The organism is Streptomyces sp. NWU339, assembly GCF_003143855.1.
In the GTDB taxonomy this organism is placed as follows: domain Bacteria; phylum Actinomycetota; class Actinomycetes; order Streptomycetales; family Streptomycetaceae; genus Streptomyces.
Map to the genome: position 1 here is coordinate 143,181 of NZ_QFRK01000007.1, position 13,340 is coordinate 156,520.

The 13,340-nt window shown below is 71.0% G+C and carries 5 protein-coding genes; 3 read left to right on the forward strand and 2 right to left on the reverse strand.

Annotation, left to right across the window (positions count from 1 at the left end):
* Position 1: 1 nt before the first annotated feature.
* Complete coding sequence (locus DIZ27_RS11160) at positions 2–4,765, forward strand: AAA family ATPase (RefSeq protein WP_109378191.1); 4,764 nt, start codon at positions 2–4, stop codon at positions 4,763–4,765.
* Between the two features lie 175 nt (positions 4,766–4,940).
* On the opposite strand, the gene DIZ27_RS11165 is transcribed toward DIZ27_RS11160, so the two are convergent.
* Entirely contained in the window at positions 4,941–5,462 is a 522-nt protein-coding gene (locus tag DIZ27_RS11165; RefSeq protein WP_109378192.1) for a cupin domain-containing protein, read from the reverse strand.
* 166 nt (positions 5,463–5,628) lie between these two features.
* Here DIZ27_RS11165 and DIZ27_RS11170 point away from each other — a divergent pair, with 166 nt between their 5' ends.
* Complete coding sequence (locus DIZ27_RS11170; protein WP_181383480.1) at positions 5,629–6,345, forward strand: TetR/AcrR family transcriptional regulator; 717 nt, start codon at positions 5,629–5,631, stop codon at positions 6,343–6,345.
* Between the two features lie 142 nt (positions 6,346–6,487).
* Here the strand turns inward: DIZ27_RS11170 and DIZ27_RS11175 are convergent, their stop codons facing one another.
* Positions 6,488–7,246, reverse strand: a complete 759-nt coding sequence (locus DIZ27_RS11175; RefSeq protein ID WP_109378194.1) for a hypothetical protein — start codon at positions 7,244–7,246, stop codon at positions 6,488–6,490.
* 585 nt (positions 7,247–7,831) lie between these two features.
* Here DIZ27_RS11175 and DIZ27_RS11180 point away from each other — a divergent pair.
* A complete protein-coding gene (locus tag DIZ27_RS11180) occupies positions 7,832–13,084 on the forward strand; it encodes a sacsin N-terminal ATP-binding-like domain-containing protein (protein ID WP_181383481.1) in 5,253 nt (1,750 codons plus the stop codon).
* Positions 13,085–13,340 lie beyond the last annotated feature (256 nt).

Here is a 13,340-nt window from a genome sequence, read left to right on the forward strand (position 1 = left end):
CATGGCGGCGGGGGACGTGCCGGATGTACCGGCGAGAGGGGATCTGGCGGCAGCCGGCTGCCACGCGCTGGTGGTCGGGACGGCCGCCCATCCGGGGCAGCAACTGCCCGGTCTGCCGTCCGCTCTCCGGTCGGCGCAGGACGTGGCCGAGACCCTGAGCACGGTGTGCGGTATGGGGGACCGGGTCACGCTGCTCACCGATCCGATGTCGCCGAGTGATGTCCTGGAGGCACTGGCGACGGCCATCGGCCGGGCCGAGCCCACCGAGCAGCGGTACGAGCGCGGAACCGTCCTCCTCTACTTCGTCGGGCACGGGCTGCGCGGACCCGGTGGGCAGCTCTACCTGGCGACAGCGAGCACCAAGTCCCAGACGGACACGGCGCACTCCGTCCCCTACACGGAGATCGAGCGCTACCTGAGCGACGCCGCCGCCGACCCGGTCGTGATCCTCGACTGCTGTTTCGCGGGAAACGCTCAGGAGCCCGGCCGGCCGGCCGCCGCGGACCTGTTCGCCGGGGCCCGGCCCACCGGCAGCTATCTGCTCGCCTCGGCGATGCGCAACGCCTTGGCGTACGCCCCACCGGACGCGGAGCACACCCTCTTCAGCGGCCAGCTGCTCAGCCTTCTGCGGGAGGGTGACGCGAGCGGCCCGAAGCGGCTGACGCTGGGCGGCGCCTACCGGCTGCTCGACCAGCGGCTCCAGGGCAGCGCCGCTCGCCCGTACGGCGGTGGCACCGCGCGCATGGGCGAGCTGACCCTCGCCGTCAACCGGCGGTACGAGCCGCTGCCGGGCCTGGCCGCCGAACAGCGGGCGGCCGACGCCCCGGATCCGGATGCGGCCTGCCCCTACCCCGGCATCCTCCCTTTCCTCCCCGAGCAGCACCGTCTCTTCTTCGGCCGCGAAAAGCTGACCCAGGAGCTGCTGCGCCGCGTCCAACAGGCGCGCCCCGGTGAGCCGGTGGTCCTGGTGGGACCGTCGGGGGTCGGCAAGTCCTCGCTCCTGCGGGCGGGGCTCAGCGTGGCTGCGGAGCAGGCTGGGCTCGGTCCCGCGCGGCTGGTGCCCGCGCCGGGTGAGCGGCCCTTCCGGAGCCTCGCCGAGGCGTGGGCGGCGGCGGTGGGCAGGGCCCCCTCCGACGTCGTACGCGATCTGGAACGCGGGCGTTTCAGCCGGCCCGCGGCGACGGGGGCCGGGACCGGGCAGGCACCGCGGCTCCTCGTCATCGACCAGCTCGAGGAGTACTTCACGCTCTGCTCGGACGAGGCCGAACGCGAACGGTTCGCCGCCGCCCTGACCGCGGGAGCAGACGAGGACGAGGAGGGGGAGAGGGCCGGGGACCCGACGCCCGCTCCGCGTCTCGTCCTGGCCCTGCGCGCCGACTACTACGGCGACGCCCTGAGCGACCCCCGTCTGGCGCCCGTCGTGCGGCCGGGCCACTTCGCCGTGCCCGCCCTGGCCGACGAGGAGGTCGAAGCCGCGATCGTGCGCCCCGCCCAGTACGCGGGCCTGCGGTGGGAGGAGGGCGTACCGCAGCTTCTGCGGCGCGATGTGAACGAGGAACGACGCGCCACGGGTGATGCCTCGGCGCTTCCCTTCCTGGCCTACGCCCTCCCCGAGATCTGGCTGCGGCGCCGGGGGACGACGCTGACATACGCCGGGTACGCCGCCGCCGGGGGCATCCGGGGCGCGGTGGCCACAGCCGCCGACAGGATCTACGACTCCCTCGACGACACCGGCCGCACGGCTCTGCGCAGCCTCCTGCTGGCCATGGTCCACGTTGCCGACGGCGAGGGACGGCTGGTCCGTCGCCGGGTGCTGCCGGCGGAACTGGCAGGGCGCGAGGACCTGCTGCGCCGACTCGCGGACGCCCGCCTGGTCGTCGTCGATGAGGAGGGCGGGGCACAACTCGGCCACGATTCGCTGCTGCACGCGTGGACGAGGCTGAGCGGCTGGATCGACGAAGTGCGGGACGACCTGCTGAGACTCCGCCGGCTGACCGCGGCGGCGGAAGGCTGGGCCGAGGCCGGCCGGAAGCCGAGCGGCCTCTACGAGGGCGAAGCCCTGGAGGAGGCGAAGAAGCTCACCACGGAGCACACCGGACCGGCTCGGGAAGCCCCGCCCGTCCAGGACAGCCGACCGGCCCAGGAAGCCCCGTCGGCCCGGGGCAGCCGACCGGTCCAGGAAGCCCGTCAAGCGGCCACCGGCGGTTCGGCCGTCGCAGCCGCACCGGCGGTCGTCCGCGTGCCCGTCCCGCACGTGGTGCGGGATTTCGTCGCCGCCAGCGACCAGGCGCAGCGCCGGCGACGCCTGGTCACGCGGGCGTGGATCGCCTCCCTTTCGGTCCTGGCACTGGTGGCGGCGTCTCTCTTCGGATGGGCGTTCCACGAGAATGGGCAGGCGGCGAGCCGGGAGATGAGCCTGATCGCCAGGGAGCTGGCCGCCCGGGCCGACGCCCTGCGCGAACACGACCCGCAGACCGCACTCCGCCTCAGCCTGGCCGCCTACCGCGCGACGGTGACTCCTGAGAGCCGTTCCAGCCTGTACACGGCCTCGATGACCGTCACACCGACCAGCCTCGTGCCCGAGAAGCGGTATCGCGTACCCGTTCTCAACGTCGCCTACAGCCCGGACGGCAAGGTCCTGGCCGCGAGCCACCGGGGCAACGGATCCGACGGCGGCCGCGTCCAGTTGTGGGACATGTCCGTGCCGACCCGGCCCGTCGAAGCGGGCCGGGTCAAGCTGAAGAGCAGTACGGTCATCGCTTTCCATCCGCGCTCACGGATACTCGCCGCGCAGTCGGCGGACGAACTGACCCTGTGGGACACCGCGGACCCGCAGAAGCCGAGGCGGCTCGCTCTGGTGCGGCTCGCCCGCCAGGTGACGCACACGCTGGCCTTCAGCAAGGACGGCCGGACCCTCGCGGCGGGCAGCAAGAAGGGACTGCTGCGGCTGTGGAACGTGAGCGACCCCGCCCGGCCCACGCTGCGAGCGCAGCGCACGGTCGCCACGTCGCCCTTGATCTCTGTGGCCTTCACCCGCGACGGGGGGCACTTGATCACAGGCAACGGAAACGGGGAGACGGACAGCGAGCCCGCACAGGTGCGGCTGTGGGACGTCGGGGACCCGGACCGGCCCGTGCTGCGGGACACGGAACAGGCCGAGACGGTCATGGCGGTGGCCGCCGACCCCCGCCGCGACCTGGTGGTCGCAACCGGTGGATACGGAAAGATTGCCTGGTGGGAGGTGGTGGACGGGCAGGACCTGCGACGCGTGGAGGCGGAGGAGGAGTACAGGGACACCTGGGGTATCGACAGCGGGGGCATGCCGTCCCTGGCTTTCAGCGAGGACGGCAGGTTCCTGGCGGGAGCGGACCGCGCCAACGGCGTCAGACGGGGCGACACGACCGGGAAGCTCTCGGATCTGGTGAACCGCATGTCCGGGGTGAATCTGCCGACGGGCGAACCGTCCCAGTCGGTTGCGTTCAGCCCGGACAGCAGGTACCTGGCGGTCGGCGAGGTGGGCGGAGAGGTACGGGTGTGGCCCGATCGGCCCTGGGCGCCGACGTTCGCGGGAGGCATTCACGTCCAGCCTCAGACGGGCACCAGCCCGTTCAGCGCCGACGGTGAGCTGGTCATCGCCACGCAGAGCAACGCGGGCCCGAGCAGACGCACGACGAGGGTGTGGGACGTCAGCGACCTGAAGGCGCCGAAGGTCCGGTACACCCTGCCGAGCGGATGGGAGGCGAAGTACTTCCTGACACGGCGCAAGACGCCGACGTTCCTGGCCCACCACTGGACCGGAGGGCTGGACCACACCCTCCAGATCTGGCAGTTGGAGCCCGGCGGAGCCGTGAAGAAGAGTTCAAGTATCCGGTACACCGCCGACGTCTCGAGCATCGCCGTGAGTCCCGATGGCACGCTCCTCGCGGTGGGCTCGCACGAGGAACCCGACACCGCCCTGTGGGACATCCGGGATCCGGCGAAACCCGTGCGCCGGGGCACGGTCGCGGTGAGGGCGAGCAGCACGCTCTGGAGCTCGGGAAGCCTGTGGTTCGCCGGAGAACGGTCGCTGGCGACGACGGAGAAAGATCGGCACATCAGGTTCTGGGACGTCTCCGACCCCGCCCGCCCCCGCAAGGGCGGTCGCATTGAAGAGGCGGCGTCGATGGACGGCGCGATGTACTACGGCGCGTCCCGGTTGCTCGTCACCGAGGTGACGGCAGACCAGATCCAGCTCTGGGACCTCTCCCGGCCCACGCAACCCGTCAAGGGTGGTCTGCTGCCGGCCGCACCAGGCGGCTACTTCCCCACGGGCAAGGGGCAGTTGGCGGCGACGCTGGCCGATGGAAGCGTCGAGTTCTGGGACGTCTCAGATCCGGCACGTCCCGAAAAGGCAGGCCGCGACCTCGTGTTCGACCACGAGGTCGAGTCGATCGACATGACATCCGACGGCCACTACGCGGTGACGGGCGAGCCCTATCGCCTCTGGTCTATCGGAAAGGACGGGCGGTGGAACACCCCCGAGCTCCTCACGCTGGAGAACGCGGACGCGGTACACGTGCCGCTGGCGAGATCACCGCAGGACCCCCGATGGCTCGCCGTCAGAGACAACGGCACCTCCGGTATGACACCTGAGGCGACCTACGTGCTCGACTTCGACACCGACGGTCTCTACGAGGACCTGTGCGCGTCCTACCCCTCGAACATCCCCGAGGAACGGTGGGAGCAGCTGTTCCCGCACCTGTCCTATCGCGCGTCCTGCGACTGAGTCTGTCCAGGAAGTTGTTCGGCCGGGAGCGGCCGGCTCCCCGGCGGCTGGACCGCCCCGGCGTGGTGGGGGTCGCCTCCAGTGGCTCTGCCGCGCGGCAGCCGGCTCCACCGCGCGGCGGCATGCCCGGACGCTTCCCCCGGCCGCCAACGGGCCGGTGCCCCGGAGCGGGCGCTCAGTGCCAGTCGTCGTCCCCGGGCAGCAGCACCACGTTGTGTGCGCCGAGGATGTCCACGAGTTCGTTGAACTTCTCGTCGGGCCAGGGTTCCGGAGCGCGGTCCGTCTCGCCGTGGGCCAGGAAGAACGACTCGGGTCCGGCGGGCGTGTAGAAGATCAGGAGCCGGGCCGCTTCCTGCCCCAGGTTCCTGAAGGCGTGCCGTGTGCCCTTGGGGATGTAGACGAAGTCCTCGGGGCCGGCCGTGAACCTCTCGGACCCGTTGATGAACTCGAACTTGCCGGACAGGACGTAGAAGGCCTCGTCCTCCTTCGAGTGGATGTGCGGGACGTTGCCGTGGCCGGGCTCGACGAGTCCGTCCATGAAGGCGAGGGCACCGTCCGTCTCCTCCCCCGTGACCTTGACCGACATCGTCTCGTGCCCCGTGAGCCGGACGACCCCCTCGTCCTTGCGGACGACGAAGCCGTTGGCGGACGTCCAGACCGGGTCGTCCTTGTCGGGGAGCGGTAAGCGGAAAACCATGTCGCGGTCCCTTCTCGCGGCGTCGCCCGGGCGGCATACCGCGACTTACGTTGAATGTAAGTCATTGAATGCCAATCAATCAATGGTCCCGGGGCGGGCGACCGCCCGGACCTCGCATACGCTGCTGGATCACAGGTCGTCGCCGTCATCACCAGGAGGAACGGACGTGGCCCCGCCCGAAGCAGCCAAGCCGCCGACCCGGCGGCAGGCGGCCGCCCAGGAGACACGCCGGAAGCTGCTGCACGCGGCGCTGGAGAACTTCTCCCGGCGTCCGTACGGCGAAGTCACCGTGGGGGACATCGCCCGGACCGCGGGTGTCGCGCACGGACTGCTGTCCCACCACTTCAAGGGCAAGGAGAGCCTCTACGCGGAGGTCGTGCGTGAGGTCGACCGGCAGTTGCGGGCCGCCACGGAGCTCGCCTCCGAAGGCCCGGTCGTCGACCGGCTGCGGCGACATTTCACCGCGCATCTGCGCTTCCTGGCCGAACACGAGGACGTCGCACTGAACCTCGTCCTGCGCCGTGCGCAGGCCGCCGACCTGGCGTCGGAAGCCTTCGAGGCGACACGGGAGGAAGGAGTCCGGGCCATTTGCACGATGCTCGGCCTCGACGCCGACGATCCCGCACTCCTCCTGGCCATGCGGGGGTTCGGCGCCGCCTGCGACGAGATGTCCCTCCTGTGGCTGCGGGACGGCCGTCCCGTGGAGACCGGCGCACTGGCCGAGGCCTGGATCGCCCTGCTGGCGGGCTCCCTCAGGGCCGCCCATGGTCTCGCCCCGCACCCCGCTCTGCGCGAGGCGCTCCGCACCCTCGGGCGGGAAGGCGCCGCGTCGACGGCGGATCCGTCGATCCAGGAGATGCCGGACGGCCGAGGCCGACGGTGAGTCCGAGTCGACGCGACTCACTCGGGCCCTGCTGAAGGGCGACCGACGCGCGGTCGATCGCGACGCTCGTCGGCAGGGCCCACGGCGAGAGTCTGCAACTGGCTGGTCGGGGCGGACGTCGCGCAGCCCGCACCCTCCGGGGTCAAGGGCCGACGGAGCCGTGGGCCACCGGCCGGGCGTGCCCCTGGTGGCCCAATGTGGTGACGATATGGCGGAAGACCGTGCGGTGTTCCGCCGCCGCCTCGGCTCGTACGAGAACACCTGTGGCCGGATCCACGGTGAAGTGGCACGTCAGGGTTTCGTCCGGGGCCCAAGCACCGAACGGGAAGGTGCGCAGGGGGCGGACGGTGGCCCGGACGGAGGCCGGTGAGGTGGCCTCGACGTGCGCGAGGTGGGAGACGATACGAGCCGGGGTGAGCATTTCCGCCAGGCGGGCGGCCGCCGGGCTGGTCCGGGTCGACCGTCGTGTCCACGCGCGCGTCCTCGGCGGCCGTCGAGGCGATCCGGGCCAGTGCCCGGGAAGCGAGCCGCTCACGGTCCGCGGGTGGGCCGTCTGGCCAGTGGGCAGCTGCCGTGTGCCCCAGGTCCCCTCGTTGCCAGGACGGTTCGGTGCCCACCGTACGTACAGGACGCGGTACGGATGGTCCGGCGGCGGCGCGCTCACGGTCTCGACCGTGTACGAGCCGTCCCCGTCGTCCGTGATGCGGCAGCCCGGGTCGTCGATTCCGTATTCACAGGCCAGGACCTCCTGCCGGCATGTGTCCTCGTCAGGGATACCGGACCCGTCGATCGTGCTGTGCAGAATGAAGGAGGCGTACGAGGGGGAGGACGCGGCCTCGACCGTGCTCCTGACGGACTTTCCGGCGTCGGCCCCCGGTTCTTCTCGGTGGGGCGTCCCCAACCGAGGCGCTGCGGTGGTTCCTTGCGTCGGCCGTTGCCCCACTGGCCCGCCATCAGCGACAGGGCGGTGCCACTGTTCTCCCGGGCGGTCGGAGGCGCCGGGCCGGGGACGGGGAAGAGGAGGGTGACGCGGCCGCCCGCTGCGGCTGCCGTACCTCGTGCTGCCCGGCCGACGAGCCCGTACAGGAGATGAGTAAGGCGGTGGTACCGCAGGCCGCCACCTTCACCGCTCGGTGTGTCAGCCGGAGCGGGCGCAGAGGTCTGAACGTCGGCAGGCCCGGTCGCACCGCCGGGATCGGTGCGTGGGAGAGGTCGCCTGCGCATGCTTGCCTTCGGGTGGGTCGGGCCGGGTGCAAGCGGGTACCCACCAGAATCGCCGTGGATGCTTCCGGACGGAAGCCGGAAGATGACCGAGTATGCCCATGCACCACCCGATGATGGGATTCACCGGAAAATGGAACCTCTGGCCGGTTGGATGGTGTTGTCGGTCACGGCTTCTGGCCAGTGCGTACGGATGTGACGAACGAGGGGGACAGCCATCACAGCGATGTGGGACGCCGCAGAAGGCGACGGATTCCGGGGCACCGTGATCGCCCGAACCCGGCGGCGCATCGAGATCTACAGGGACGCCGGCGAGACATGGCGGTTTGCCGAAAGTCTGAAGTCCGTCAGCGAGGACACCGCTCAGGAGTACGAGGGCCGCACGATTCTCGAACTCGTCCAGAACGGCCACGACGCACTCTGCGACGCCGACCCGGGAAAGATCGCCGTCCTGGCGGTCCCCCGGGAAAGCGGCGGCGTCCTTTACGTCGCCAACGAGGGAGCGGTGTTCGCCGAGGAGAACTTCCGCGCCATCACCGAGCTGGCCCTGTCGAGCAAGGCGGCGGGTGAGGGGATCGGCAACAAGGGCCTCGGTTTCCGCAGCGTGCTGCAACTGACGGACTGGCCGGAGATTTACTCGAAGTCCTCACCCGCCTCTTCGGACTTCGACGGCTACTGCTTCCGCTTCGCCAGGCCCGAGGATGTGCACACCCTGGTGGACGACCCGGCACTCGCGGCCCGGGTGATCGAGGACATCTCCCCGCTGGCACTGCCGGTACCGGCCGACATCACCGATCCCGTACTCAAGGAACTCGCCGAGGACGGATACTCCACGGTCGTCCGGCTGCCGCTGCGCGACCGGCATGCCTGGGGACTCGCCGTGGCGCAGGCGCAGGACATGGTGAACGGCGAGGCGCCGCTCCTGCTCTTTCTCGACCGGGTGGCCGAACTTCTCGTCGAGGTGCGCGACGGCTCCGACACCGGCTTCCGGAACGTCCTCTCGCGTGCCGAGCGTGCATCGGACCTGATCGCCGCATGCGAGAACGACTGGGTACGGGAGGTCGATCTCGCCGGGGCAGGCCGCTACCTGCTGGCGCGTCGCACACTCGATGCGGAGGCCCTGAGCGAAGCGGTCAGCCGCAGCGTTCAGGCGCGCGAGATCGACGCCGCCTGGGAGAACTGGGACGCCGAGGCATGGGTGGCGGTCGCGCTGCGACTCGACGAGCCGCTCACCCACGGCCGCATGTACACCTTCCTGCCGATGGCCGAAGGCGTCCACGCCCCGTTCCCCGGCCACGCCCACGCTCCGTTCTTCACCAAGCTGGCCCGTCTCGACATCAGCGAGACGGTGGCCCTGAACGCCTTCCTCCTCGACCAGCTCGCCGTACTGACGGTGGAACTGGGCAGGCGCATCCGTTCGCAGACCCCGCACCTCCTCGCCGCGGACCTCGTGCTCGACCTCATGTGCTGGGACGTGCCGGACCGCCTGGACGCCGCCCTGGACGGGAGGCTCGCCGCCGAACCGATCGTGCCTCTGCACGGCCGGGAGGCGTGGGGCTCGCTGCAGGACTCCTACGGATGGCCCGACGGCAAGCGCTCCTGGCGCGCCCTCACCACCGAGGCACTCACGAAGGCCGGAGCCGACCTGCTGACCCCGTCCGTCGGTCCTGCCCGCCACACACGTCTGGACAAGCTGTGCAGAGCCGTCCTCTCCAGGCCCTTTCGTCCGCCGGCGCTCCTGGCCGCCGAGTGGACCGAAACCGTGGCCCGGTCACTGCTCGGTGGTACGGAACCGGCGGGACAGGTATGGGCGGACTTCTACAGCGACCTGTCCCATGCGTTCGCCCGGGACCAGGGCGTGCTGCGGGGCCGGCGCATCATCCTCACCCAGGACATGCGGCTGAGAAGCGCCCTCGGCAGCCGGACCGGGTCCGGTGGGCAGGACGCGACCGTCTTCTTCCACCCCGAGCCCGACGACACCGCGGACGGTGACGCCGTCACCCGGGTCCCGGGCGACCTCAAGGCACTCCGGCGCCGTATCTCCTTCACCCACCCGGCGATCACCTGGGACACTGCCGGACGCGGATTCCTCGAGCGCAACGAACTCGTGCGCCCCTACCAACTGGACCGCGTCTTCGACGCGCTGGACGACCTGCTCTCCGACCATTCCTCGGAGGCGCTCAGCCGCGACGCCCTCACCTTCGCCTTCCGCCAGTACCCCCTGCTCACTCAGGCCCAGCGCGGGCGGCTGGCCCGTATCCCCTTCCGGCTGCCGCTGGCCGACCCCGGCCGGTGGGACAGGGCCGCACGCTGCTCCTTCTCGCCCGCCTGGGGCACCGAGGGGGCGCGGCGGCTGGAGCGGTTCCTCGCCGAAGGGGGATCCCGGATCCCCGCCCTGGCCGCACAGCGGGACCACTGGATCAGCGGCCCCGACGACTGGCCCGCGCCGATCCGGGACCGGGCGGCCTACGTCGAGTTCCTGGAAGCCCTCGGCGTGTGCGACGGTTTGAGGCCGGGAGCCGTCGGGGAACGCCTGGGGGCTCGTCAGGGCCACGAGCTGCGACTCGCGGGGCTCGCCGCGGACTTCGGGCTGGGGAGCGCGCTCGCCGATACCTGGAGCGCCGATGTCAGAAGCGGATGGACCAGGTTCCAGCACCCTTACACGCTGTACGAGTTCACACACGCACCCGCCCACCTGGAGGGTGCGGCCGAGGTCGCCGGGCTCGGCCCCGCCGCCCGGCGTGAGTTCGCCGAGCTGCTGATGCACGGGCTGCGCACCTGGGGCGAGGAGTTCTTCACCGTCACCGTGCACAGGCCCACCTACTCCTTCAAGGACGCGCACCCCTGGCCCACTCCTCTCGCCTCCTACCTCCGGGGCATGGCCTGGCTGCCCGTGGAGGAGCCGGACGGTCCGTCCTTCGTCACTCCCCGTCGGGCCTGGTTCAGCACCGACGGGGAGCTCCCGGCCTTCGTACCGGCCTTGCCCTTGTCGACGCGACGCCTGCTCAGCGACAGGGGCGTCGTCGAGCGGATGCTCCGGCTCGGCCTCCGCAGGTGGGACGATCCGCAGCACGCAGGGGCGGCGGTGAAACAGCTCGCCGACGTGCTCGACAAGGGCGACGTGCCCGAGTACCTCAGTGTCTCCTTCAAACGGCACTGCGAGCGGGCGTGGTCGAACATCGCACGGACGGGCCGGTGGCCCTGGACGCCGGATGAGGAGGTCCGTCTCGTGGTCAGCCGCGCTCACACGCTCGGCACCTTCAGCCCGTCGTCCGACGAAGCACCGGTCATCGTCTGCGACGAGACGGACCCCCTGAAGGAAGCACTCATCGAGCCGGCCGGGCATCCCGTCCTCGTCGCCCCGGCGGAGTCCGGTGACGCCGTCGTCCACCTGGCCGGGGCGAACGGGCTGAGAGCGCAGCGCACGTCGGCCACCCATGTGCAAGTACGCCATCGCGACGGCGCCCCCATCACGCCGTCGGGGCAGGCAGCGGTGTTCACCAAAGGGCGGGAGTGGCTGGTCACCGTGGTCGCGCTCGCCATGGAGCTCAAATCCGGGGCATTCGTCCGCCGCAGCGAGCGCGGTCTCCGGGCCGCACTCGAACGGCTCCGCGCCCTCCGCGTCGTGCACGCCGACGACGTGGAGATCACCGTCTCCGGGACGCCGGCCGAGCCGCCGCCGTCGACACGCGCCCTGCCGCTGCCGGACGACGAGCAACCCACGGTGGTCGTCTGGAGGAGCGACGAGGGCTGGGACGAACTGCAGGCGGCCACGCCCGCCGTCGCACAGCTGTTGGGCAGGCCGTGGCTGCAGGACGCGCTGGAACTGGTCCTGGTCAAACTCGAGCGGAGCTTCGGCGGCGGCAGCCCGACGTTCGTCGACGACGGAGTCCTCGCCGCAGCGCTGGACACGACCGAGGCCAAGGTCGCCGAGATCCGGCGCAACCTCACCGGTGACGTGCAGGACACGGTGAGGCTGCTCCGCCCGGTGCTGGCGTGCCTGGCCGCCGACGCCTGGAACGAGGAGGCCTCCCATCTCCTCGGCCGTGCGGCCGGCGAACGCGAACTCGCCGGGATCATCGACCGGCTCGCCCCCGGCCTGACGCCGTCGTCGGCGGAGTTGGTGGCCCTGGCCCGCTCCTGCACGAAACCGGCGGAGCTCAGGGACGAACTGGGACTCGACTTCCAGCAGTTCAACACCGCATTGGTCGCCCTCGGGTACTCCCCGGACCACTACCCCGACCGCCACGAACAGGTCTTCGGTGACTTCGTGCGCGCCCGCTCCGGAGTCCTCCTCGACCGGCTCCGCGAGCGGTATGCCACCGCCGCGCAGCAGGGCGAGGACATCTCCGGCTACGCCGCGGCCCGTGGTCTCCACGACCTCCAGCCCGACCCGGACTGGCTTCCCCGTTTCATCGCCCCTCCCGAGGAAGCGATGCGCGACAGGGTGCGGGAATGGCTCCGAGCACACGGGGCCGAGGACGACCTCGAGCAGCCCACCGCACTCGAACCCGTCGACCGGCTCCGCGCACGCAACACGGCCGCGCTCGACGCCCTCGTCCCGGTACTGCCCCCTCTGGTGACCGCCTGGTGCCGCCGTCACGGCGTCCAGGTGCCCGCAGGATGGCACGGGGCGGTGCTGATGGAATGCAGGAGCCACATCGACGCGACCGGGCTGGGCGACCTGCTGCCGCTGAGCGAGGAACATCTGCTCGACGCGGTGGAACGCGCCGTGGGGTGGCCCGACGGAGTGCCGCACGCCACGGACCCCGCGGCACTGGGCCTCACCGACAAGGACTTCGCGCGGACGGCACCACGAACCCAGGGCTCCGGTGGCTCCACCACCGTCGCCCCGCGCACGATCACCATCGGAGCCGCCGAGGTCAGGGTCGGTAGCGACCAGCTCTCCACCATCGCGGACATCGCCTCGAAGACCATCGACGAGACGTTCCTCGCCCAGTCGGGCAGGGTGCGCCTGGACACCGTGGCCGGCGTGCCCCGACCACGGAGCGGAGGCGGTTCCCCCACCAAGCCGCGCATCGTCGTCGCGAAGACGAAGCGGACCACCGAGGACCAGCGGTCCGCCATCGGCCTCGTCGGGGAGGTGGCCGCGCGTGCCTGGCTCCAGCGCCACTACCCCGACGTGCGGTGGGTCTCGGGTTACGCGGCCGTCGTCAACGGCGACGACGAGGCGTCCGACTCCCTGGGGTACGACTTCGAGGTCAAGTGGCGTGACACCACCCGGCTGTACGAGGTGAAGGCGCTGAGCGACCGGGCCGCCGAGCGGGTGGAGTTCGAACTCGGACCGTCCGAGGTGGACGCGGCCCGCCGCCACGCCCGCAGCAACCGCTACCGCGTCCTGCTGATCACCTCGGCCCTCGTCCCGGAGGAACGCCGCGTGTTCGACCTGCCGAACCCGTTCTCGGTTCAGGGGCGTGACCGCTTCAGGATGGTGAGCCGGGGGGTGCGCTATCAGTGTTCGCCTCTGAGGAAGGAGCGGCCCTCCGAATCGCACTGATGGAAAGGCCTCAAGCCGTGATGGTGATGAGCAGTCCTGTGCACCAGGTGGGGAAAGCCCCTTGGACACTTCTTGATGAGATCCCCAGGAGGCCTGCCAACACCTGCTGTGCGGCGGGCGGAAGCAAACCCTGAACGGTCCCGGGCGTGACGTCACCCTTGCGTGGCCGGCCTCATGAGAAACCGCGCAGTCAGTCCATGGCGGTAGGCTCCACCAGGGATTTCTCGGATCCCGAGGGACGGAGCGGTGAGGAGGC

Coding starts and splice junctions, on each gene's coding strand:
- DIZ27_RS11160 (WP_109378191.1), top strand. CDS start 2: ATGGCGGCGGGGGACGTGCCGGATGTACCGGCGAGAGGGGATCTGGCG.
- DIZ27_RS11165 (WP_109378192.1), bottom strand. CDS start 5,462: ATGGTTTTCCGCTTACCGCTCCCCGACAAGGACGACCCGGTCTGGACG.